We start from the raw sequence: 23776 nt of genomic DNA, 5'->3' as shown, positions 1-23776 counted from the left end.
TATGAAAATTTTAAAATGTTTAACAGGATTTCTTTTCCTATTCACAATTTCTATGAACGCACAGGAAATTTCTAATCATGCCCTCGGTCTTCGACTAGGGGACAGTGATGGCTTTGGTGCAGAGATATCCTATCAAAAATCGATTGGACGAACGAATAGGGCGGAATTTGACCTGGGCTGGAGAGATAGTAGAAACTTCAGCGCCTTTAAATTAGCCGGACTGTATCAGTGGGTGAGACCCATCGAAGGTGGTTTTAATTGGTATTATGGTGTAGGTGGCGGCCTTGGAAGTGTAGATTTTAGTCCTGTTCTAGGGAACAATGATGACGGTGGGGTATTTGTTTTTGCCGCGGGAGACATTGGTATTGAATACCATTTTGATATTCCCTTACTATTATCGTTAGATTTTAGGCCAGAGGTTGGTTTAATTGGATACGATGGTTTTTCGGACAATTTTGACTTTGATATAGGACTTGGCGTACGCTATTTATTTTAAATCCTATTTCCTATAGTAAGAGACCCTTGCCATTGTGCAAGGGTCTTTTTTTTATGCCATTATATAAGTACCTTTGCCGCTACTAAAAATTTGATTTTATGAAAAATGGCATGCTGTTCCTTTTGGGTTTACTTACATTGGTAGGTTGTAATCAAGAACCAGATGGATTCACCATTGATGGAACTTTAAGAGGTGAAATTGAAGAAGGGACTAAGGTCTTTTTGAAAAAGATAGGGGATAACAATCAGCCTGTAGAAGTAGATACGGCTACCATAGCCAATGGTAAGTTCCAATTTAAGGGAACTGCCACAGCTCCTGAATTACATTATATCTTTGTAGATGAGGCTCAGGGTTACACGGCTGTTATTCTTGAAAACGGAACTATTGATTTTAATGGTCAAAAAGACAGTCTGGGTTTTGCCGTTGTAAAGGGAACATTACAGAATGATGTTTTTAGGGACTATCTAGAGCAATCAAGAGCATTGTCGAACAAAGCAAGGTCCATTCAAGAGGATTTGCAGAGAGCCACAAAAGACGGTAGTCCACAAGCTTCCATTATAGCGTTAAGAGATGAAATGCAGGAACTCCAAGAAGAATATAAAGGCTTTGAGCTCGACTATATCAAAAACAATCCGAACGCTTTGATTTCGGCCTTGCTTTTAGACCGGGCGGTAGCCACCAAAGCTATAGGTTATGAAGAAATACAGACCATGTACGATGCGTTGAGCCCTGAAATTCAAAATTCAAGACCTGGAAAACGTGTGTTAGATGGTATTGAAGGACTGAAAAAATCTGAAGAGGCAGAGAAGAATACCGCCATCGGAGCAAAAGCCCCAGAATTTTCTGGTCCAAATCCTGAAGGGGAAACTGTAGCACTAAGTGATGTTATGGGGAAAGTTACCCTAGTGGATTTTTGGGCAGCTTGGTGTAGACCATGTAGAGCCGAGAATCCCAATGTTGTGGCCGTCTACAATAAATACCATGACAAAGGCCTTAATATTGTGGGCGTTTCTTTGGATAGAACTGCCGAAGCTTGGAAAAAAGCTATTGCCGACGACGGACTTGAATGGAACCATATATCTAACATTGCCTATTTTGACGATCAAATTGCAAAGCTCTACAACGTAGATGCCATTCCCGCGGCGTTCTTGTTGGATGAAAATGGTATTATAGTGGCGAAAAACTTAAGGGGACCGGCCTTGGAGGAAAAGGTGGCCGAGCTACTGAACTAAAGCTAAAAAATATTACAAAAAAAGCCCGGACAACTGTCCGGGCTTTTTGTTTGTTAGGTTGTTATATCATACCTCTTTAGAACTTATTTCTGACATCCCTATAGGTGCCGTCTACTGTAGTGTTGCCATTTCTAGTAACACTTCCAAAGATATTCACTACTGAATTGTCTCCGATAAATTCAACAGTTGCGCCATCGTTCAGTACCAAGTCTCCGTAAATCGTAAGGTTACCTTCAACTCTTAAGGTAGCACCCGCATCTACGATAACATTTCTTCTTCTACTGTTTCGGCCTACCACAAAGGTACCGTTCATTTCAAACAAGGCGTTCTCACCAATGGTAGCATTATTTCTAACGGTCCAGGAACCACATAACAATAGCGAGCCATCCACATTAAAGTTGTTGAATCTTCTTGCCCCTCTAAAAGCACCACCGCTACCACTATTGATCGTTAAGTTAGAACTACCGGAATAGGCAGCTAAATTAGCACATCTTGCAACGAGACTTTCATTTGGTCTATTTAACTTAATGATCTGTAAACCTTCTTTACCGGAAGCTGCAAAAATATAGTCCCCTTTAGAGGCTACAAAGTTGATAGAGCCTTCCAATTGAATTATCCCGACTAAATCGGTATTGTCATTCTGTTCTTCCGACAGGCATAAACCAGCACCACCATTTGCCATTAATAGAACTTCTTCATTCGTCGCAACGGCATTGGTAACTTCATCAACATCGTCAACATTATCCGGATTCAAAAGAATAGGCACATATTCGATAAAGCTTCCGCTAGCGGCATTATAAATTCCAGCGCCCCTTGAGCCCTCGGCTACGATAATATGTTCACCAGAGAAATCCAAGGTTCTTTTAGTATTCAATCCAAAATCGGAATCAATGGCGATATCCCTGACAACATTTAAACTTTGGTCCATAATGCTGACACCTTGGCTAGCATCTAGAACCGCAACAAAATTATCTTGAATTGCAACTGCTCTTAAATCCATGAAAGGGGCTTCTTTCGTTAACGAAAGGTCTGCTTTATTGTAAGCCTTTACAAAACCATCCCGTCCACTGGTGAGGAAAACTTCACTACCATAGACTTCCACATCCGTAGCGTTAAAGCCTTCTTGGAAACCATAGCTTATTCCCGCATCCAAATTCATTCGGCCATTAGCGGCCTGAATCTTAGCTATAAAAGAATTATCCGTGGCACGCACCGACCTTTCCGCATCTACGCCACCAGCTAAGTATATATATCCGTTATCATAGTCAATTGCATTGATGTCCGCATTGGAATAATATAATCTAGAGGTTACCCTAGGATTATTGGGGTCACTTACGTTTATGATATCTACGCCACCGGCATAACCATCTTCTACAGTATTGTAGGATACATAGGCATAATCCCCTTCAACATCTACATGGGAGGCGGTAAGATTTTCACCTCCGTTAAAAGAAGGCACGTCTACCTGTGCTACCAAGGTCAAAGGATAGTCACCTGCTTGGTCGTTTTTAGCCGTAATCGATTTTTTACCGGTTACCGTGGCTTCATCATATATGTCCAGTACACCTGCATTATCATATAAAATACTATTCTCTAATAAAGTTTCGCTGGTTTCTAGCCTCAGGTCATCTTTTGAAGGTTCTTCAAAGACCGTAGTTTCATCACTACAAGAAGATAGGGTCGTGAGTGCTACAGCGGTTAATAGTACTATTTTTTTCATAACTGAAAATAAGATTTGGTTTATTAAGTCATTCAATAACGACCTAAACCTATTTCTCTTATGAACGTGTGATGCTTTTCGACGAACTACATGATTTTATGGTAAAAAATACAATTATTGTATTTTAATTCCTACAATTTCATATTTTTCCAAGTTTTTCCAAAATAAAAAGTAGTACAATTGGAACAGCCAGCAATAGTACCATTACTGTGTCTGATTGCAAAAGACTGGGCATGAATAACAGGGTGGTTACATAACCTCCTATGGCCCCTCCAAAGTGTGCGGTATGTCCTACATTCCCTATTCTACTCTTCATACCATAAATGGAATATAGCAAATAGCCAATTCCTAAGATGTATGCCGGAATGGGTATAGGAATGAACATAATGCCCAGGGAGTCATTAGGCTGCAAAAGAATTGCGGCATATAGAATACCGGTTACCGCACCGCTCGCCCCTACCGCGGAATAATAAGGCTCATCTTTATGAAAGAACAGGGCCAATAAACTCCCTGCCAAAAGACTAATAAAGTAAATGATGATAAATTTTGCAGGTCCAAACCAAGCAATTACAACATCTGCAAAGAAATACAGCGTAAACATATTAAAAAATAGGTGCGCTATATCTACGTGCAGAAAACCAGAAGTCAACATGCGTTCTTTTTGCCCGGCCCTTATGGCACCGATACCAAATTTATACCTGTCAAAAAAGTGGGAATCGTTAAATCCTTTCAATGAAACAAGGATGTTGGCGGCTATTACTGCTATGGTGGCAATGTGCATATTGTTCATAAAGAAACCCTTAAGTTTGGTTTCAAATATAGCTATATTTGCCCATTATATCCTCTAATATGCAACTACTGGTATTTGTTATAACCTACCCTTTTCTGTGGTTCATATCCATACTACCGCACCGACTATTCTATGGTTTTTCAGACTTTGTTTTCTTTCTGGTTTATCGTGTTATCGGCTATAGAAGAAAGGTAGTACTGGACAACTTGAATTTGGTTTTCCCCGAAAAGAGCGAAAAGGAAATACAGCGCATAGAAAAGGAATTTTTTAGACATATGTGTGATATGTTCCTAGAAACGGTGAAGACCATGAACCTGAGCAAAGAGCAGGTTCGAAAAAAGTATGATGTTCGGAATATTGAAGTTTTAAAGGAACTTGAAAAAGAGCGTAGCATTTTAATCGTATGCTCCCATTACGCGAATTGGGAATGGAACGTAAGCATAAACAACTACGTAAAATCAAAAGGCTATGCCGTGTATCAGAAAATTGGCAATGTTTATTTTGATAAATTCATTAAAAAGGTGCGTGCGCGTTGGAATACCACGCTCATAACCCAGCAACAGACTGTAAAGACCGTTGTTCGTAACAAACGGGACGGTGTCATCGGTATTTTCGGCATGGTCAGTGACCAATCTCCCCAAGCACACAGAGCACAATATTGGGCAGATTTTATGGGTATTAAAGTACCGATTTTCAATGGCGCGGAGACCATGGCGCGGAAGTTGGACCTCGCCGTTGTTTTTCTTAAGGTGAGTAAGGTTAAACGTGGTTATTACAAGGCGGAATTCGTTCCCATTGCGGAACGTGGCAAACAGACCAAGGAAAATGAAATTACGGATACTTTTTTACGCCTGACCGAGCAACAGATCAGGGAAAGACCCGAGCACTATCTATGGACACACAAAAGATGGAAGCATAGGGATAAAACCCCCGCGTCCTTTGCTAAAATTGTATAAAAAATGCCCTAAGTTTTGGGCATTTTTTAGTTATCAACAAACGGAGATTTCTAAATCCTAGCTATCGCCTTTATTTCTTCAATTACACGGTCCGCTAAAGCATCGGCCTCCTTCTGGCTTTTTGCCTCCGTATAGATTCTGATGATAGGCTCTGTGTTCGATTTTCTAAGGTGTACCCAATTCTCCGCAAAGTCAATTTTAACCCCATCAATCGTAGAAATTTCCTCATCCTTATATTTTTCGGCCATGGCCTCCAATATACCGTCCACATCCAATCCTGGTGTTAACTGTATTTTCTTCTTACTCATAAAATAACTTGGGTAACTGGCTCTTAGTTCTGCTACCGTGCCTCCTTTCTCAGCCATTAGCATTAAAAACAGTGCGGAGCCTACTAATGAATCCCTTCCGTAATGACTTTCAGGATAAATGATACCACCGTTACCCTCTCCACCAATGATGGCCTTGTTGGCTTTCATCTTGGTAACCACATTTACTTCACCCACAGCAGCGGCTTCGTAGGTACCACCGTGCTTTTCCGTAATATCACGAAGTGCACGTGACGAAGAAAGGTTGGATACCGTATTTCCCTTTGTCTTACCCAATACATAATCAGCACAGGCTACTAGGGTATATTCTTCACCGAACATTTCACCATCATTACTTATAAACGCTAAACGGTCTACATCCGGGTCTACCACAATACCAAAATCGGCCTTCTCCTTCACCACCAAGTCACAGATATCCTTTAAATGCTCCTTTAAAGGCTCTGGGTTGTGTGGAAAATGACCTGTTGGGTCGCAATACAACTCTACGACCTCTACCCCTAACTCTTTAAGAAGCTTAGGGATGGCAATGCCTCCAGTAGAATTCACACCGTCGACGACCACTTTAAATTTAGCTTTACGGATGACATCCGCATCTACTAAGGGTAAATCCAATACTTCATCAATATGTATGTCTATATAACTATCGTTCTTTGATATTTTGCCCAAATCATCAACTTCTGAAAAATCAAAATCCTCCCGCTCCGCAATTTCTAAAATCTTGGCCCCTTGGGCAGCATCCAAAAATTCACCTTTCTCGTTCAAAAGTTTAAGGGCATTCCATTGTTTTGGGTTGTGACTTGCAGTTAAGATGATTCCACCATCCGCCTTTTCCAAAGGAACGGCAATCTCAACCGTTGGCGTTGTCGATAAATCCAAATCTATAACATCGATACCCAAACCTACCAAAGTAGAGACCACGAGATTCTGAATCATTTCTCCGGAGAGTCGGGCATCCCTGCCGATTACAACTTTCAATTTATCTTTCTTGGAATAGTCCTTTAACCAGATACCGTAAGATGCGGCAAATTTTACCGCGTCTATTGGGGTTAGGTTATCTCCAGGCTTTCCTCCTATGGTGCCCCTGATTCCTGATATGGATTTGATTAGTGTCATAAATTCGTTATAAGTTTTTGCAAATATAAAGGTCTATCGGCAATTGAGAGTTTAGCAATTCGTAAATTCGATGGCGACAAAACTATTCTCGTTCAATGAACTTCCTTGCCCATATATACCTTTCTTTTGGTGATAAAGAGATTACCATTGGCAACTTTATTGCCGATAGTATACGGGGGAATAAGTTTAAACATCTTCCTCCAAGGGTGCAACAAGGCATCACACTTCACCGGCATATAGATACCTATACGGACAGCCATAGGATACCCAAAATAAGCAGCAAACGTCTACACAAAAATTATAGCCATTACAGCAGGGTCATCGTAGATATTTTCTACGACCATTTTCTCGCAAAGAACTGGAGCCGGTATTCTGATATCCCTTTAGGGGTATTTGTTGATGATTTTTATGATCTCTTGGAGGATAATTATACAATACTCCCGGATGGCGTTAAACGCATGATGCCTTATATGATTGCTGATAATTGGATTTACAATTACGCCAAAATGGATGGTATTGCCAAAGTGTTGAACGGTATGAACCGTAGGACCAAAAACAAGTCTAAAATGAATTTTGCCATTATGGACCTCGAGGACCACTACGCGGATTTTGAAAAGGAGTTCTCGCTGTTTTTCGAAGAATTGATTATCTTTTCGCAACAAAAATTCAAATCATTATAGCTAATTCAAATACAACATCACCAACTACCTCCTTATGAAAAAAATACTGCTCTTATCCGCTTGTTTGTTCCTTTTTGTTCAATGTAAGGAAGCCCCTGCGGAACCTATGGGATTAGTAACGGATAACGCTATGGTGGTTTCTGCCCGTGAGGAAGCTTCTAAAATTGGCGTAGAGATCATGAAAAAGGGCGGCAATGCATTTGATGCCATGGTAGCGACTGAAATGGCCTTGGTTGTGGCCTACCCTTTTGCGGGCAATCTTGGTGGTGGAGGTTTTATGGTCTATAGAAAAGCGGACGGCAATGTCGGCGGATTGGATTATAGGGAGAAAGCTCCTTTGTCCGGACACAAGGACATGTATTTAGATTCCCTGGGAAACGTTATTCCCAACAAAAGTACGCTAGGTGCAACGGCAGTGGGTGTGCCAGGCACTGTAGCGGGAATCATTGAAGTCCACAAAAAATTTGGTTCTTTACCCCTGGCGGAAATATTTGAACCTGTAATCGCATTAGCGGAAAAAGGCGTGGTCGTTACTGCAAATCAAGAAAAAAGACTGGCCAGTCAACGGGATAAGTTTATTGAAGTAAATGGTGATAGTACCAAATTTGCGACGGTTTTCAAGGAGGGCGATATAATTACCTACCCCGCCCTGGCAGCAACAATGCGGAAAATTGCGGAAAATGGAAGGGATGGTTTTTACAAAGGAGAAACGGCACAAAAGCTAGCTTCCTTTATTCAGGAAAACGGGGGATACATCACCGAGGAAGACTTAGCAAAATATGAAGCCGTATGGCGCCAACCTATCATATTCAACTACAAGGATATCCGTGTAATATCCATGAGTCCGCCCAGTAGTGGTGGGGTTACTATCAATCAAATCTTTAAGATGATGGAGCCTTATGAGATTTCTGAATTTGGTCATAATTCCGCCAAAACGGTACAATTGTTTACGGAGGCTTCGCGCAGGGCGTATGCGGATCGGAACTACTACTTGGGAGATCCCGATTTCGTGGATATTCCTCTTGATGTCATTTTAAGCAACGGTTATCTAAAAGAACGTATGGAGAATTTTTCTTTTGATAAGGCTACTAAATCTTCAGAGGTAGAACGGGGTAGCGTAGAAATCGTAGAAAGCATGGAAACGACGCACTATTCTATTGTAGATGCGGAAGGAAATGCGGTTTCGGTGACCACGACCTTGAACGGAGCCTATGGTTCCAAACTATATTCGGACGAGCTGGGCTTCTTTTTGAATAATGAAATGGATGATTTTAGTGCCAAACCCGGAGTTCCTAATATGTTCGGGTTAATAGGTGCGGAAGCCAATAGTATAGCGGCGGAAAAACGTATGCTAAGCAGCATGACGCCGACCATTGTGGAGCGTGATGGCAAACTGTGGTTGGTCGTGGGGACACCCGGTGGTTCTACCATAATAACAGCCGTGGCGCAAACCATTCTAAATACCTACGAATTTAATATGAGTATGCAAGAGGCAGTGAACGCGCCACGCTTTCACCACCAATGGTTGCCGGATATGGTGATATTTGAACCAGAAGGCTTTTCTAGCGCATTAAAGGATGAAATGAAATCCAAAGGATATATCATCAATGAAGAACGTACACCTATTATTGGTAAGGTCGATGCCATTCGCGTCTTACCTGATGGAAAGTTAGAAGGTGGTGCCGATAAACGCGGGGATGATATGGCGGTCGGGTATTAGCCCCCTAGCTCCCAAAGGGGGAATTTTTATTCCCTAAAATTAAATTGAAAAGTCAGGTATCAAAAACAATTATGAACAAAATTAGTTATGATTCGTAAACTATTAAAAATCTTAGGGGTAATTCTAGTGTTGCTCATCGTTGGTTTTGGCTGTCTCTACTTCGTCTACAACGAAAAATTACCTGAAGGGCAATCGGGTCCTGAAGCTGATGCGCTAGCCCAAAAAATGTTGAACTCCCTGAATTATGAAACCTATCAGCAGACACGTTTTTTGGAGTGGTCTTTTCAAGGAGGGGCCCATAAATACAAATGGGACAAACAAAAAGCTATGGTTGAGGTAAAGTGGGATAACTATTTAGTTCAATTGGATTTAATCTCAACAAAATCTAGCCTTGTCTTTAAGGATAAGGAACGTTTGAACGAGAATGAAAGTGCGTCCATTATCGCAGATGCGTTGGATTATTTTAACAACGATTCCTTTTGGTTAGTGGCGCCTTACAAAGTATTCGACAACGGAACACAGCGCAGCATCGTATCCTTAGAAGATGGTTTAAGTGGTCTGTTGGTTACCTACGCTTCGGGCGGTTCTACACCGGGAGATTCCTATTTATGGATTTTGCAACCCAACGGTTTTCCAAAAAGCTATAAGATGTGGGTGAAAATAATACCTATCGGTGGTATTGAAGCCACGTGGGACGATTGGGCCATTATGGAAAGTGGGGCTTACTTACCAAAAACCCACAAGCTGGGACCTCTTGAGCTTTCTATGGGAGACGTTAGGGGCTATAACCGCTAAAGTTCAACCAAACCAAATTCGTTCAACACGATCTCCCACTCCTTGGTTTCCTTGATATCCAGGATACGTTGCGAGATCAATTGCTCCAACGCAGTATGGGTCTTGGGTAGCCCAAAAGCATACAATTGCACATCGAATTTTAGAGGAAGGATTTCTAGGTCGTTCAAACTGGAATCTTTCTGAATTCTATATTTCAAAATAGGTTCATCATATAAAAAAGCTTCAATTTTTCCTTTTTTCAAATCGGTTAGGCCCGCAACTACCCCAGGATAGGTTTTAACCTTCTTAAAGAAATGTTCGGCCAAGAACGTTCGCGTACCCGATTTGGCTACCGTACCCACTTTTCGCTCCTTAAATTCATTAAATCCATCGGGATTATTGTTCAGCTGGTTCACCGTTAAACTAGAGGCAATACTTGCCGTAAGTCCGGAGATAAACAACAAACCTCCGAACATTAGTACCAAAGCGGAAATCTTACCAAGTTTTGTTTGCGGAGCTTTATCCCCGTAACCTACGGTGGTGAGCGTTACTGCGGACCACCATATTCCGTCCCAAATTCCCCTTGGTCCGGTCCTAAAGGTCTCCGGATTTTCTTTTCGTTCAAACAACCACCCTAAAAAGCCGAAAATAAAGATGATGAGCAATAGCAGCAAAAGCCCCCGAAGGAAATTAGCGTTGAAAAATCCTTTTAAAAAGACCATCAATTTGTCAAAAGAAGATACTTGAGCCACGACCGCAGTGGCATTGGAGGCGAAAAAAGAATGCGTAAACTCCATTTTTCGACTACGATCACTGGTTATGGTCAATGGATTTATGCTTAAATCGATGCCTCCCGTTTGTAAAGAATCCAACATGTCCGAGAAGTTCATGGGAACCAGAGTATACTTCAGCTCTAAATCTTTCGCCACCTCTTTCCACAGCCAAATATTAAGGCCTTCCAAATTTTTACCCTCTTTGACAATAAAGGGAGCTGCCGGTGTATAGCCAACGAGCAAGGTATCGCGTGTAACCTGACCGCTCGCCACGAAACCGATGAAACATAACAAAGCGAATAATAATCTGCTCATAGCCTTAAGTATTCCTATTTTGCAATTAAATATACGTTTTTTAGTGTGTAACGGAAATACATCAAAACCTAATAAAAAACCATTGTGCATTTATAAATTTTATACGAAAATGTCAGTTCAAGAGGTTGATTTTCGATTTTTTCCAATCGAAAATCAAGTAAATAAAGAACCCTTTGAGCCATAAAATGCTTCTGTCCCGAAACTTAGGGAACAATTTTGCTTTATTACTATCTGAAAAATCACTGGAACGGCCGCCTTGTTTTAGTTAAAAGGTTAAAAAAGTATACTTTTAAATATCAAACTAAGAAAATGGAAATAAAGCTACTCGGAAAAGAGGATATTTCTCAAGAATTACAAACGCAACTATCGCAGCTTTACCTGCAACTGAATGCGGAACTAAGACAGCTATCCTTGTCCAATATTTTAAAGCGGTCAGATGCCATAGATATTGCTTGTTGTTTTGATGGACCTAAATTAGTGGGAATTGCCATGATGGCGAATTATAAGGTGGTATCAGGTTATAAGGGTATGATTGAAGATGTTGTGGTTTCTGAAAAGTATCGGGGAAAAGGAATCGGTAGAAAATTGATGGAAAAACTATTGGAGCAAGCCCGTTTACGAAAACTAGACGATGTGCTTCTGTTCAGTGGTCACCATAGAACGGCCGCCATCAGTCTGTATAAAAGTCTAGGGTTCACTCTTAAGAGCAGCGGCTTGTACGTTAAAAAGATGGAGACTGATTAATCTACCTTCTTTACATGTTGCAGTTGATTCTTTAACTCCTGCATCGATTCCTGCAACTGACGCAGCAAACCATTATCTGTTGTAGCATCTACATTAAAGGTAATCTTACTACTCACCTCCCAAATTTCCTGAATCTGAAAAGGTTTAATATCATAGGGTGGATAGGTTTCATTTAACGAAACCAATGTAATGTTATTGGAATTTGGACGCTTCTCTATCTTTTTTACCATTACGGAATCCTGTAAGACCACCACATACATTTTATTGGCACTCACATAATCTATATGTTCAATGGCCCTGGCCAAGACCCATTCCCCTGGATGCAGATTGGGCAACATACTATCCCCTTCTACCTGAAAACCTCTGTACGTCGCATTTCTGAACTCCGGAATAGGCAAATCAAAGGCAGGCAATTGCTCGTACCAACTGGTATCCGCAATATTCTGCGGATAACCGGCCGCCGCCTTGGCATTGACCAAAACCATATTCTCGTTCTCGGCCGCGTTTACGGTAACTACTTTAGGAATAACACTGGTATTGGAAGTTTCCAAATATTGTTGCTCACTCTCCCCGAACAACCAGAGCGGATTTATCTTGAACTGTTTTAAAAGTTCGGAAACCACTTTTCCGGAGAGTTTGGTACGACCACGTTCTATATCTGCGGTGGTATTGGACACGCCTATAAGTGCGGCAAATTCTGCCTGCGTATATCCCAATTCCCGTCTAATATCTGTAAATCGTTTTAAAGTGAGTTCATTTTCCATACTCAAATATACTAAATATGGATTATATCCAAAATATTATTTGGAATATTTCCATAATTAGGAATATATCCATATTTTTGGAATATATACCAGTGCGATGAATTTTGAACGTATTAAAGAGAAACTGAATATTTTGGCCGATGCTGCTAAATACGATGTTTCCTGTTCCAGCAGCGGCAGTAACCGTACCAATAAGAACAAAGGCCTTGGCAATAGCACGGGAATGGGCATTTGCCATAGCTATACGGAAGATGGTAGGTGTGTATCACTTCTTAAGATATTACTGACCAACCATTGTATTTTTGATTGTGCCTATTGTGTCACCCGAAAAAGCAACGATGTACAACGTGCCGCGTTCAAAATTCAGGAGGTGGTGGATTTGACCATCAATTTTTACCGTAGAAACTATATCGAGGGTTTGTTTTTGAGTTCAGGGATTTTTAAAAGTCCTGATTACACCATGGAACGCCTAGTTGCCGTGGCCAAAAAACTGCGGGAGGAAGAGAATTTTAACGGATACATCCATTTAAAGTCCATTCCCGGTGCCAGTGATGAATTAATGTATGAGGCCGGATTGTATGCGGACCGTTTATCGGTCAACATAGAAATCCCCACTATTTCCGGCCTTAAACTATTGGCACCCGATAAGAAGCACGAGGACTTTTTAAAGCCGATGCTGAAGGTGAAAAACGAAATTGTGCGCTATAAGTCCGAAAAGAAACTTATCCGCAGTACCCCCAAGTATGCACCAGCGGGGCAAAGTACACAAATGATTGTAGGTGCAACGGGAGAATCTGACAAGGACATTATGTACTCCGCCACGCACTTTTACAAGAATTACAATATGAAGCGGGTATACTACTCCGGGTATGTACCCGTAGCGGATGACAAAAGATTGCCCGCCATAGGCACTCAAGTTCCTATGCTCAGGGAAAATAGATTGTACCAAACGGATTGGTTGTTGCGCTTTTATGGCTTTGCCGTTAGTGAACTCTTGAACGATGCCCATCCCAATCTGGATATTGAGGTGGACCCGAAGTTGAGCTGGGCGCTACGCAACTTGAACCATTTTCCCGTGGATATTAATACGGCGGACAAACGCCTGTTGGCCCGTATTCCGGGCATTGGAATGTACTCTGTGAGCAAGATTATTAAAGGAAGAAAATTTAGAAAATTGAACTGGGAACACCTCAAGAAAATGGGGGTGGCCCTTAACCGTGCTAAATTCTTTATCCTCTGTGATTCTCCTAATTGGGAACGAAGGGATTTGGATGCGGACCGTATCAAAGGAATGATTCTGCAGAACTCCTCGGGAAAGTTCAGGAATCAGTATAGTAGTCAATTATCATTATTTAATTAAACAGCATGGAATACGTGGATAGCACTTGGGAAGGTATGGGTAAGGTTACTACCAAATTTGGGTTTTTAGAACGTAGCCGAAATGCCATTCTAAACACCGGATATCAGTATGTTGCTTTTAAAAGTAGGGCCAAGAAATATGCCTATACCCTAAAAAGAAAGCTCATTTTGTTTTACTCTAAATCCTAACGAATATGAACACTTCAAAAACATTAATTTACGACGGTAGTTTCAATGGATTTTTAACCGCCGTTTTTATAGGCTTTGAACAAAAGATTGCGCAGGCCGATATTCAACGTAAGGGTCAAGCACAGAACGGACTTTTTACAGAAACGGAAACCATATTCACAAACATCGATAAAGCCAAAAGAGTCTGGAACGGTGTTCGTGGGCGCAGTAACAATGCCATAAAAAGTATTTATTTCGCTTTTCTGAGCGAACAAAAGGGGATAGAACCCCTACTCTACCATTACATTCAAAAACTGATGGCAAGCAAAGAAAATAAGGCTACGGATTTCACCGATGATGCCGTGCTTAAGATAAACCAATTGGCACACCGCGTAGGCAGGGAAAAACACCGTATGGAGGCTTTTGTACGCTTTCAATTGACCAAGGACGAAATCTATTTTGCGAATATTGAGCCTGATTTTGATGTGTTACCCTTAATCTCCAAACATTTCCGTTCCAGGTATGCGGACCAACAATGGATTATCTATGACCTAAAGCGAAAATACGGTCTGTTCTTTAATTTGCAAAGTGTAGAGCTGATTTCGCTAGACCTGCAAGATGCCCATGTAAACAGTATAAAAAGAAATACGGCCTTTACTAATGAGGAGTACAATTATCAAGAACTTTGGAACAACTACTTCCAAAGTACTAATATTAAATCCCGCATCAATAAAAAGCTACATACACAGCATGTACCTAAACGATATTGGAAGTATTTGTCGGAGAAGAAGGTCAGTTAGTTGAGCCATCGTATCCTGAGTGTAGTATCAAGGATGAATAAAAAAAAAGTTCAGTCAGTTCGAGTGGTTTATTTTACAATGATTTCATAGTGAAATCAAGTGTATCGAGAACCCCTTAGCTTTGTTTTGGCTATTTCATTTCAGGATACGAAAGCTTCTCGATACTATTTTCACTCCAGAAAAGGTCGCGAAAATCACTCGAAGTTACATCCATACTTAGGAAACAAGTCGAAATGTACAACGGGTATAGTTCTACAACCGCACCCTGAGCGGAGTCGAAGGGTAATAGAGAATATTGCCTTTGAAATAAAAATTGGAAAAGCTTAATTTCGTCAGTAATAGACAAAAGAAAACTTGTGCTAAATATATTTTAGTCTTAAAACATCACATATCTATACATTGAGTTTATTCTAAAAAAGGTAATCTATCCACGTAATGAGCATTTTCATTTTAGTTTTTATTCTAGTTTTTGGAATTCTTCTGCTTCTCGTGATAAATAGAATTACTAAAAAGAGTAGAAAAAGAAATCAAGATTGGAAGGTATCCAAAAAAGGTAGGGACGGAATTCTTTACGAACAAAAGGTCGCCAGAGAATGGAAGTCCATAGAAATCGATGCAGAATTACTTCTTGGTAAAATAAATCATGTTATTTACTTTAAATCCGAAGACGAATGGACTGAATACCCAAAATGGGCCCAGAACCGGACCGAAATAATTAGTCGGATAAAAACCGTTTTTCCTCCCGCTAAAACAGAATACGAAAACGCTTAATTTATTGAACGTAACAGGGGCAAATCTTCTGCAAACCTTGAGTCTCGAAAAAAATAAAATGATTTAAGTCCTTAAAAAGGTTTTTTTGTTTTTAGTCCGGACCTCCTTCCTCATAGTCTTTTAGACTTAGATTCCTCCAATTCCGTATTTTTGCTCCACCATAAAACACATAACCATGTTCAAAAAAATTAGCCTCCTCCTGATTGTTGCTTTAGTATCCACCTCTTGCTGGAAAGACAAAAGCCCTGAAGACCTTATTCGTTTAAAGGATAAATTTAAATCTACCGTGTCTTCTTTTGAAAAGAAAAAGGAAACGGCCAATAAGAATGTTACCAAAGGTTTGGAAACTTTAAATGCACTTAAAAGTGCTTTGGAGGACACCAAAAATGAAGACAAGGAATTTGCCAAAGTCTATGGCGACTGGGAAAAAGTGAACAAACGTGTGGTAAACCTGAACAAGGAATATGAGGATCTAAAGGAACACGCTTCCAACTTGTTCAACGCTATGGAAACACAGACCAATAGCCTTAGTGATGCCACCAGTAGAAAAACATTGAACAGCGCTATTGAAAAGGCTCGTACCAAATACAACGGCACCTTGGCCAATACCTCCAAGGCCATTGAAAAACTACGTTTGTTGCACGGTGATGCCGTAGAAGTTGTTAAAGCCCTTGAGGTTGCCGCAGCCCTAAATTCTTTTGACAACATCAACGACCAAATGAAAAGTATTGAGGGTCGTGTAGACGGCATTATGCAAGAACTGAACCTAGCCGTGGTAGAAAGCAAAAAGCTCTACGAGAAAAAGATTACGGAGCTGGGAGAAGACTAAAGTTCATCCCCTGCTTTTCGTAAGGATTGGCATGCGGAATTATTTGCTCCGCTCCCCAACGAAATGGTCGCTCTTACTTTTAAATAGCACATTAAAAGAGGTTAAACTTCCGTAAATACGTGTAATGTACTGCTGCAAGTCTATCTTTTCTTGGTCGTCCAGGTTCTTACTGCTGTTTATTTTTTGTTCCATAACCCGTATACGGTCGCGTACCATCACAATCTTATGAAAAAAGCTGTCAATGGGGAGTTCCTTATTGGCCAAGGCATCACCCGGTTCCAGAATTAATTTTCCGCCCTTCCACTTATCGGCGATTGCCACTTTCTCATGGGTATCACTCCATTTTTCTAAAATCTGGACCAAGGAGCTTTCTACATCAAAAAAACTAACGGTATCTACTTCTTCTTCCACCGCTTCGATCACTTCAAAATCACTATCCAAGGCAATGGTTTCTAATCCACCATCCATAAACGTTACCCAATAGTATTTTGTGGAGACATTGGTCACCACACCTTTCCCATATTCCGAATGGTCTATTCTAGAGCCTATTCCTAAAATTTGCATGTAATTATCATTTAAAATTCTTTAACAAATGTAAAAGCTGCTGTATACAAATCCAAGATTATAAAACGCTTTGCCCAAGAAATTTGAATCCCGCTTTTGTTCCATTTTGATATTTCAACTACTTTTAAACTTTTGTCTGATGTATAACAAACGACTCTCTCATGAAAACATTCACTAGTCTCTTTTTACTTGCACTATTAGCGACCGCCTGTGGCGAACAAAAGAAAGAAGCCCCTAAACCAGAACCTGTAGTGAAACAGAAAGTGTTTATCATCGACGGACAGAACAACCACTACATTTGGCCAAAAACTACCCGAATGATGCAGGACTACTTGGAAGAAACGGAATTATTCGAGGTAGACATCCATAGGATGGATTCTGTTTGGTTAGGTATAAAATACAATGAGAACAGACCGGAAGCCTATACCTCCTTTATAGAAAAATATCCTTTAGGAAATGCGGCCTACGCCATTTCCCACGACCCGATTAAAACATCGGATTTCAGTATGGACTTTGACAAGTATGACCTGGTGGTAACCAACTTGGGTTTGGATGCTGCCTCATGGCCTAAAGCTACAAGAAAGGCATTTGAGGACTATATGAAAAATGGCGGCGGACTTATGGTAGTACACGCGGCGAATAATTCTTTTGGCGACTGGGATGAATACAACAACATGATCGGTCTTGGTGCCTGGGGAGGTCGTGATGCGAGTTCGGGCCCTTATGTCTATTACAACGATGCGGGTAAAGTGGTGCGCGACAGTACCGATGGGGTCTGTGGTTCCCACGGAATGGAATATGAATTTGAACTGACTACTAGAGCAAGTGAACATCCTATCATGAAAGGCTTACCCACAACATGGACGCACACCCAGGATGAACTGTATGAGCGCATGCGAGGACCTTTTGAAAATGCCACCATATTGGCCACCGCCTATGCCGATGTTGAAAAGAATGCCCCGCCTTGGGATGAGAGCGTAAAGGGTCTGGGGCAACATGTGCCCATGTTAATGACCATTAATTACGGAAAAGGTAGGGTCTTTCACACGACGCTAGGCCATTTTGACTATTCCATGGAATGTGTGGGTTTTATCACGACATTGCAACGCGGCGCGGAATGGGCGGCTACCGGGAAGGTAACCCAAGAGGTGCCGAGCGATTTTCCAACTGCGGAGAAAACAGCAGCTCGGAAGTGGAGCGAGTAGCCTATTTTCTGGTGAACGTGAAATAAGCTTTACTCGGAGGTGTTTTGGCAGCCTTCCCTCCTTCTGGTATCGATGAGATAGATAATCTTCCAAGTATCCTTTTCCTTGAAAAGCTGAAACGAATTGACACCACAATGATGAAACTCGTTATTCAACCAAAATTCATAAGGCGTCCAGGCATTCGCCATAGCGCCGTCTATCTGAATGGAATAGTCCAAAATTCGCTCTTCAAATTGTACGGAATCAGGTATGCTGGTAATGGAGCGTACCAAATCTTCAAAATTTTCGGTCCGTAAATACTGACTACCATCCTTTTTAGCTCCAACAGTCTGTAGTACAATAGTACTCGAAACTGTAGCTTTCATAGCTACGGAATCTTGTGCATGAAACGATTTAAAGAAGTCCTTTATGGTATTTTTCACTGCTTCTTGACCGTCTTGCGCTGCTGCCATGACAGAAAAAAGACAACAAAGAACGAGTAGTAGTGGTTTCATAGTTTCTCTATTTTAGAACGATACTTTAAAAATAAGGATATTCTATCTGAAAAAGACAGACGCGTTCCTGCAAAAGGAAAACCTATATTCTCACTAAAACTCCTTATTTTTAGCAGCAATAAATTTTAATGCATGTCCATAGCTAAAAAAGAATACAAAAGAGTTACCGTAAAGTCCTTGGTGGACATGAAAAAGAACGGAGAAAAAATCTCCATGCTCACGGCCTACGATTATTCCATGGCCAAAATAGTGGATGCCGCCAACGTGGATGTTATTCTGGTCGGGGACTCCGCCAGTAACGTTATGGCGGGCCATGAGACCACACTACCCATTACCCTGGACCAAATGATCTATCATGCATCTTCGGTCATAAGGGCTATAAACCGTTCCTTAGTGGTCGTAGATTTACCCTTTGGCAGTTACCAGAGCGATCCCAAGGAGGCCTTGCGTTCCGCTATCCGAATTATGAAGGAGAGCGGTGCCCATGCCGTTAAGGTGGAAGGTGGTGCTGAAATCAAAGAGTCCGTAAAACGTATTCTTGCCGCTGGTATTCCCGTTATGGGACATTTGGGCCTCACGCCACAATCCATTTATAAGTTCGGAACCTACACGGTTCGGGCTAAAGAGGAAGAAGAAGCCGAAAAACTCATGGAAGATGCTAAAATGCTGGAGAAATTAGGGTGTTTTGGTCTGGTACTGGAAAAAATACCTGCGGAATTGACGAAAAAAGTTTCTGAAAGCCTTACGATTCCTACCATTGGAATCGGTGGAGGGAAATATGCGGACGGACAAGTATTGGTCATTCATGATCTATTAGGGATGACCCATGAATTCAATCCTCGATTCTTGAGGAGGTATATGAACCTTTACGAGGAAATGGGAAATGCTATTTCCAATTACGTAAAAGACGTAAAAAGCAGGGATTTCCCTAATGACGACGAACAATACTAAAGGTTCATGGAACTGAAAAGAAAACCGTTCTTATCCCGCTTTTACATCATCGTATTAGTGCTTCTGAATATTGGATGTGACCAAATATCAAAGGAAGCGGTGCGCAATAACGTAAGAAGTAAGGACTATATTGAACTTATCGACGATCACTTTATTCTTACCAATATTGAGAATAAAGGCGCCATGTTGGGCTTTGGAGAAAACTTCCCTCCCCTGGTCAAAAAAATTCTTTTACAAGGGCTACCTCTAGTGGTATTGCTTATTCTGCTCTACAGAACACTAATCAAGACCGATTTAAATATTTGGCTTATTGTGGCGTTTGCCTTTGTTATTGGTGGTGGTATCGGTAATTTGATAGATCGCATCTATTACGGTTCCGTAACCGATTTTTTTCAAATACGATTGGGTGTTTTGAAAACCGGTATTTTTAACATGGCGGATGTATCCGTTACGTTTGGGGTGCTTTTACTATTACTCTTAAGTATTACCCATAAGAAACTTTCCATCTAGAACATAGTGCCAAAAAATCAACATTCTAATTCTAAGAATCTTCAGGTGCTACATGAGGATAATCATCTCATTGTAATCAACAAACGACCGGGAGATATCGTACAGGGCGATAAAACAGGCGATACGCCCTTGAGTGAGGTGGTCAAAAAATATATCAAAGTGAAATATAACAAACCGGGCAACGTGTATTTGGGCGTTGTGCACCGTTTAGACCGACCAACTTCCGGTATTGTGGTATTCGCCAAAACATCCAAAGCACTTCCTAGACTGAACAAACTTTTTGCGGAAAGAGGTGCTGAAAAGACCTATTGGGCGATTGTAAAACAACTTCCCCAAAAAACGGAAGATACCCTTGTACATTGGCTTAAGAGAAATCCTAAGCAGAACAAATCCTATGCGCATAAAAACGAAGTGCCAGAAAGTAAAAAGGCCATTCTAGATTATAGGTTGATAAAGGAATTAAATAATTATTACCTACTGGAGGTTGACCTTAAAACCGGAAGGCATCACCAAATACGTTCGCAATTATCGGGAATAGGAAGTCCTATCAAAGGAGATTTAAAATATGGTGCCGACCGCAGTAATCCTGACGGAAGTATTCATCTTCATGCGCGAAAGTTGCATTTGATACATCCGGTGAAAAAAGAACCCTTCACCATTATCGCTCCGTTACCCAAAGACCCTATTTGGGATGCATGTTCTTAATATTCGTATTTTTAAGCACACGAAACACAAAACCATGATACGAAAATTAAGTGCCTTACTCCTATTAGTTCTAATATCCGGCTGCGGAAGTTATAATTCCATTGACACCTTCTACAACGCCCATAAGAACGATAATCAGGTTACCGCCGTGCGGGTACCGCAATTTATGCTTATCCTCATCAGTAATGTTTCTCCTGAAATGCAATCCCTAGTCGGAAATACAAGAGATTTACGATATATGCAGTTCCCTAGCGCCACACCTGCTCGAACGCAGTTTTTAAATAAGCAGATGAACGGTATAACCGGAAATTCGTTCATTGAGGTCTATCGCAAAAATGACGAGTTAAAACGAAATGTGGTTTCCATCCGGGAGAAGAAAAATACGGTGAAAGAAATTTTGATATATAACAATAACAATCAGAATGGTTCCTTTCTTTATTTCAATGGTAACTTTGATCCTGTAAAGGTCAGGGACATGGCCAAGAACAACGAATTTGAAACCCTTGGCGAAGGACTATTGAATCAATTTGGAAGTGGTACACCGAGTATTAATCCGGAACAGTAAGTTTAGGTTTTCTCGTTACCCTAAAACTTTCGATAACCACCGAGGCCAATATCAGTATACCTCCAAAAACAGTTCTTAGGTCCGGAATTTCCCCTAAGAAGATAATTCCTATCACTATACCGTAAACGGGTTGTATGCTGCTTAGAATACTCACCGTGGTGATACTAAAGTGCTTAAAAGTCATGAGGAATAAGGTATGCCCAATGGCGGTAGTTAATAGCGCGAGCACCAAGAGACCCTTCCATTGTCCCAAGACTATAGTGATATCCGTGTAAAACACAAACGGTAATAGGGCCATACCTACAATAGCTACTTGATAGACCATAAGCATAGAACCATGGTATTTTTTTACTTGTGATTTTAACACCAGATTCCGTAACGCATAGCAGAAAGCAGAGAAAACCCCAATACCAATGGCGATGGTGTTCGATTCTTTAATATCAAAGTTGGGTGCTAGAAAATAAATTCCGCTAATGACAAGAGCTCCCAACAGCAAATGCATCCATTGTAATTTCGTCCTTAAGACCAAAGGTTCTAGAAAGGCGGTGATAACGGGGTATGTGAATAAAGATAACATCCCAATAGCAACATTGGACAATTGCAGCGCATAGAAATAGGTCACCCAGTGCAATCCCATCAACAGTCCACTTAATATGATTACCGGGAGGTCCTTACGATTTATGTTAAGTGAAATCTTCTTCCACTTACAAAAGATGTAGAGCAGTAAAAATGCGAGAAGCCCTCTACAAGCAATAGTTACCGGAACAGGAAGTTCAACATACCTGCCCAAAGCACCGGAAGTGCCTATAAATACCATGGCCAGATTAATTTCGAATATGTGCGAGAAGTTATGGCGCTTCATTGCTACGGTCTCTTGCCTATCTCGTATGTAATAAGGCCTTCTCCCTAATGATTTGCGATACAGGCTTGTTCTCTAAGTGACTTTCTAACCATGAAATGATGTCCAAATACAAGAACGCCCTTTTTTCATAGGGATGATTCTCATACTTCTTTAGTTCTGTATGCAATTTCTGGAATTCGTTCCTTAGTTCATTGGGATAAATACCGCCTAAGCTCCTCAGAAACTTGATCATTTCCTTTTGTACGGCGTGCATATCGTTCATTTTCAGCAGGAATTTGTAAGTACTCTTCAATTGTACTTCTAGATGGTAATCCATTCCAGCCTCATAGTGCGCCACCAAACTGAGCACCCTTGCAAAACACATCAAATCCTCACGCATCTTCAAGCTCTTGTTTTCTATAATCTTTTTGAGGTAGAGAATACAGGTTTTATTATCTCCTATGCCAAAATACAGGCAGGCTATTTTATAATACAGGACCATGACGTGATGCGCATCTATACGGTCCCTATGCTTATTGATTCCGTACTCAATAATTTTTACGAGGTATAGTCCTTTTTCAAAAGTTCCATCCAGAAAATGAAGGTTTAGCTTATTTGCATTCAAATAGATAAAAGCAAGGGAGTTAATATTATCATTTTTTGGAAAATCCTTGTCTTTAAGGGTCGTTTCCAATTGTTCAAGTGTTTGTTTAAATTGAGAACTATATCTTACATAAAATAAAGATTCTAGCAAATAATGATTTCCCTTTAAAAAGAAAACGGGATTCAAATAGATCATCTCCTTGTTCTCATAAAATAAATCCACCCACTTATTGGCATATTTATAGCAGGAAAGGAAGTCCTGCGTCAAAAAACTATACCATAAATGCGCTTTGTAGAGCCAAAGTTTTTCACGAAAATCCAAGGTATCCAAATCGTATTTTGGCAATTGCTTATCAAAATAATCCTTCACTTTTTTATAGTCCTCATCACTACGAACGTACCCCACCTTGAGCATCATTCCATACAGTTGCAAGGACAGGTTGGATAGTTTGCTGGTCATTACGTTCTGACCCGATAGTTCCTTTGCCTGTACTGCCAATTCATTGGCCCTGTCCGGAATACTTCTCGTGATGTATTGTGTTTCTATAATTTTTTCTAGCTCAACGATTTCATAGGCAATGTTCTTCTCTTGATTGTCTATAGCGACGGCCTTTGCCTTATCCAATATTTTTAAGCTTTGCTTATAGAGTCCCTTTTGATAAAGAATCGTAGCAAAATCTAACTGTTCCCTAATTTGTACGCGAATGTTCTGGTTTACCGGATTAAGCCGCAAACTGACCAAAATCTGTTTGTACAGGTGCGCTTTTAGGTTAGAAAGTTGGGCTTTTTTGACAATTCCACTTTCTAAAATCACCTTTTCATCGTACTGTTTAATTTTATCCAAAAGATTGAATAATGCCAGAAATTTAGCATCGGCATTCACCCCTAAGCGACCAACATAAAGTTTAAATTGACGCTTCTCCGATTTGGATAATGATTTTACTAAAACGAACAAGGCGTCTTTGTGGGCATTTGTCATCGTAAAAAAAAGAGTTTAAATAATTGAAT

General features: G+C 40.7%; 26 protein-coding genes. 17 read left to right on the top strand and 9 right to left on the bottom strand.

Annotation, left to right across the window (positions count from 1 at the left end; translation table 11 throughout):
* Window position 1 precedes the first annotated feature (1 nt).
* Both EJ994_RS04230 and EJ994_RS04225 read left to right on the top strand, forming a co-directional pair.
* A complete protein-coding gene (locus EJ994_RS04230) occupies window positions 2-496 on the top strand; it encodes a hypothetical protein (protein ID WP_126591348.1) in 495 nt (164 codons plus the stop codon).
* 98 nt (window positions 497-594) lie between these two features.
* On the top strand, window positions 595-1728 hold the full coding sequence (locus EJ994_RS04225; RefSeq protein WP_126591347.1) for a redoxin domain-containing protein: 1134 nt from the start codon (window positions 595-597) through the stop codon (window positions 1726-1728).
* Between the two features lie 76 nt (window positions 1729-1804).
* Here the strand turns inward: EJ994_RS04225 and EJ994_RS04220 are convergent, their stop codons facing one another.
* Window positions 1805-3448: a hypothetical protein gene (locus tag EJ994_RS04220; RefSeq protein ID WP_126591346.1), complete on the bottom strand. Its 1644-nt coding sequence runs from the start codon at window positions 3446-3448 to the stop codon at window positions 1805-1807.
* A 139-nt stretch (window positions 3449-3587) separates the two neighbouring features.
* Complete coding sequence (locus tag EJ994_RS04215; RefSeq protein ID WP_126591345.1) at window positions 3588-4238, bottom strand: rhomboid family intramembrane serine protease; 651 nt, start codon at window positions 4236-4238, stop codon at window positions 3588-3590.
* Between the two features lie 59 nt (window positions 4239-4297).
* Here EJ994_RS04215 and EJ994_RS04210 point away from each other — a divergent pair, with 59 nt between their 5' ends.
* Entirely contained in the window at window positions 4298-5194 is an 897-nt protein-coding gene (locus EJ994_RS04210; RefSeq protein ID WP_126591344.1) for a lysophospholipid acyltransferase family protein, read from the top strand.
* Between the two features lie 50 nt (window positions 5195-5244).
* On the opposite strand, the gene glmM is transcribed toward EJ994_RS04210, so the two are convergent.
* Window positions 5245-6633 carry a phosphoglucosamine mutase gene (gene glmM, locus EJ994_RS04205; RefSeq protein WP_126591343.1) on the bottom strand — a complete coding sequence of 463 codons (1389 nt, stop codon included), beginning with the start codon at window positions 6631-6633 and terminating at the stop codon, window positions 5245-5247.
* Between the two features lie 95 nt (window positions 6634-6728).
* On the opposite strand from glmM, the gene EJ994_RS04200 reads away from it, so the two are divergent.
* The 3 genes from EJ994_RS04200 (at window position 6729) to EJ994_RS04190 (ending at window position 9828) form a co-directional block, all read left to right on the top strand.
* A complete protein-coding gene (locus tag EJ994_RS04200; RefSeq protein WP_126591342.1) occupies window positions 6729-7313 on the top strand; it encodes an ACP phosphodiesterase in 585 nt (194 codons plus the stop codon).
* A gap of 34 nt (window positions 7314-7347) precedes the next feature.
* Window positions 7348-9033 carry a gamma-glutamyltransferase gene (ggt, locus tag EJ994_RS04195; RefSeq protein WP_126591341.1) on the top strand — a complete coding sequence of 562 codons (1686 nt, stop codon included), beginning with the start codon at window positions 7348-7350 and terminating at the stop codon, window positions 9031-9033.
* Between the two features lie 87 nt (window positions 9034-9120).
* Complete coding sequence (locus tag EJ994_RS04190; RefSeq protein WP_126591340.1) at window positions 9121-9828, top strand: hypothetical protein; 708 nt, start codon at window positions 9121-9123, stop codon at window positions 9826-9828.
* Here EJ994_RS04190 and EJ994_RS04185 read toward each other — a convergent pair.
* A complete protein-coding gene (locus tag EJ994_RS04185) occupies window positions 9825-10895 on the bottom strand; it encodes a transporter substrate-binding domain-containing protein (RefSeq protein ID WP_164721418.1) in 1071 nt (356 codons plus the stop codon). The two genes, EJ994_RS04190 and EJ994_RS04185, sit on opposite strands and share 4 nt — an antisense overlap.
* A gap of 309 nt (window positions 10896-11204) precedes the next feature.
* On the opposite strand from EJ994_RS04185, the gene EJ994_RS04180 reads away from it, so the two are divergent.
* A complete protein-coding gene (locus EJ994_RS04180) occupies window positions 11205-11639 on the top strand; it encodes a GNAT family N-acetyltransferase (RefSeq protein ID WP_126591338.1) in 435 nt (144 codons plus the stop codon).
* On the opposite strand, the gene EJ994_RS04175 is transcribed toward EJ994_RS04180, so the two are convergent.
* Window positions 11636-12403 carry an XRE family transcriptional regulator gene (locus tag EJ994_RS04175; protein WP_126591337.1) on the bottom strand — a complete coding sequence of 256 codons (768 nt, stop codon included), beginning with the start codon at window positions 12401-12403 and terminating at the stop codon, window positions 11636-11638. The genes EJ994_RS04180 and EJ994_RS04175 overlap by 4 nt on opposite strands.
* A gap of 97 nt (window positions 12404-12500) precedes the next feature.
* On the opposite strand from EJ994_RS04175, the gene EJ994_RS04170 reads away from it, so the two are divergent.
* From EJ994_RS04170 to EJ994_RS04150, 5 genes are all read left to right on the top strand, one after another.
* Complete coding sequence (locus EJ994_RS04170) at window positions 12501-13763, top strand: putative DNA modification/repair radical SAM protein (protein ID WP_126591336.1); 1263 nt, start codon at window positions 12501-12503, stop codon at window positions 13761-13763.
* 5 nt (window positions 13764-13768) lie between these two features.
* Entirely contained in the window at window positions 13769-13951 is a 183-nt protein-coding gene (locus tag EJ994_RS04165; RefSeq protein WP_126591335.1) for a hypothetical protein, read from the top strand.
* Window positions 13952-13956: 5 nt separating this feature from the next.
* On the top strand, window positions 13957-14730 hold the full coding sequence (locus EJ994_RS04160) for a TIGR03915 family putative DNA repair protein (protein WP_126591334.1): 774 nt from the start codon (window positions 13957-13959) through the stop codon (window positions 14728-14730).
* A gap of 435 nt (window positions 14731-15165) precedes the next feature.
* Window positions 15166-15501 carry a hypothetical protein gene (locus EJ994_RS04155; protein WP_126591333.1) on the top strand — a complete coding sequence of 112 codons (336 nt, stop codon included), beginning with the start codon at window positions 15166-15168 and terminating at the stop codon, window positions 15499-15501.
* 175 nt (window positions 15502-15676) lie between these two features.
* Window positions 15677-16330 carry a hypothetical protein gene (locus EJ994_RS04150; protein ID WP_126591332.1) on the top strand — a complete coding sequence of 218 codons (654 nt, stop codon included), beginning with the start codon at window positions 15677-15679 and terminating at the stop codon, window positions 16328-16330.
* 39 nt (window positions 16331-16369) lie between these two features.
* Here the strand turns inward: EJ994_RS04150 and EJ994_RS04145 are convergent, their stop codons facing one another.
* Window positions 16370-16894: a hypothetical protein gene (locus tag EJ994_RS04145; RefSeq protein WP_126591331.1), complete on the bottom strand. Its 525-nt coding sequence runs from the start codon at window positions 16892-16894 to the stop codon at window positions 16370-16372.
* 161 nt (window positions 16895-17055) lie between these two features.
* Between EJ994_RS04145 and EJ994_RS04140 the strand changes: the two genes are divergently transcribed.
* On the top strand, window positions 17056-18099 hold the full coding sequence (locus tag EJ994_RS04140; protein WP_126591330.1) for a ThuA domain-containing protein: 1044 nt from the start codon (window positions 17056-17058) through the stop codon (window positions 18097-18099).
* Window positions 18100-18128: 29 nt separating this feature from the next.
* Here EJ994_RS04140 and EJ994_RS04135 read toward each other — a convergent pair whose 3' ends face one another.
* Window positions 18129-18593, bottom strand: coding sequence for a nuclear transport factor 2 family protein (locus EJ994_RS04135; RefSeq protein ID WP_126591329.1), 465 nt, complete (start codon window positions 18591-18593; stop codon window positions 18129-18131).
* A 132-nt stretch (window positions 18594-18725) separates the two neighbouring features.
* Between EJ994_RS04135 and panB the strand changes: the two genes are divergently transcribed.
* Genes panB through EJ994_RS04115 form a run of 4 tightly spaced genes read left to right on the top strand, consistent with a single transcriptional unit; the run spans window position 18726 to window position 21324 of the window.
* Window positions 18726-19544, top strand: a complete 819-nt coding sequence (gene panB / locus EJ994_RS04130) for a 3-methyl-2-oxobutanoate hydroxymethyltransferase (protein ID WP_099575072.1) — start codon at window positions 18726-18728, stop codon at window positions 19542-19544.
* Window positions 19545-19550: 6 nt separating this feature from the next.
* A complete protein-coding gene (lspA, locus tag EJ994_RS04125; RefSeq protein WP_126591328.1) occupies window positions 19551-20054 on the top strand; it encodes a signal peptidase II in 504 nt (167 codons plus the stop codon).
* Between the two features lie 6 nt (window positions 20055-20060).
* Window positions 20061-20759 carry an RluA family pseudouridine synthase gene (locus tag EJ994_RS04120; RefSeq protein WP_126591327.1) on the top strand — a complete coding sequence of 233 codons (699 nt, stop codon included), beginning with the start codon at window positions 20061-20063 and terminating at the stop codon, window positions 20757-20759.
* Window positions 20760-20793: 34 nt separating this feature from the next.
* A complete protein-coding gene (locus EJ994_RS04115) occupies window positions 20794-21324 on the top strand; it encodes a DUF4252 domain-containing protein (RefSeq protein ID WP_126591326.1) in 531 nt (176 codons plus the stop codon).
* Here EJ994_RS04115 and EJ994_RS04110 read toward each other — a convergent pair.
* Window positions 21308-22186 (bottom strand): DMT family transporter, encoded by an 879-nt coding sequence (locus tag EJ994_RS04110; RefSeq protein WP_164721417.1) that lies wholly within the window; start codon window positions 22184-22186, stop codon window positions 21308-21310. The genes EJ994_RS04115 and EJ994_RS04110 overlap by 17 nt on opposite strands.
* Window positions 22187-22202: 16 nt before the next feature.
* The gene (locus tag EJ994_RS04105) at window positions 22203-23747 is read right to left on the bottom strand and encodes a hypothetical protein (protein WP_126591325.1); all 1545 of its coding nucleotides are present in this window, start codon (window positions 23745-23747) and stop codon (window positions 22203-22205) included.
* Window positions 23748-23776: the final 29 nt, after the last annotated feature.

The organism is Maribacter sp. MJ134 (genome assembly GCF_003970695.1).
Taxonomy (GTDB): domain Bacteria; phylum Bacteroidota; class Bacteroidia; order Flavobacteriales; family Flavobacteriaceae; genus Maribacter.
This window is presented reverse-complemented; position numbering and strand designations above follow the sequence as displayed.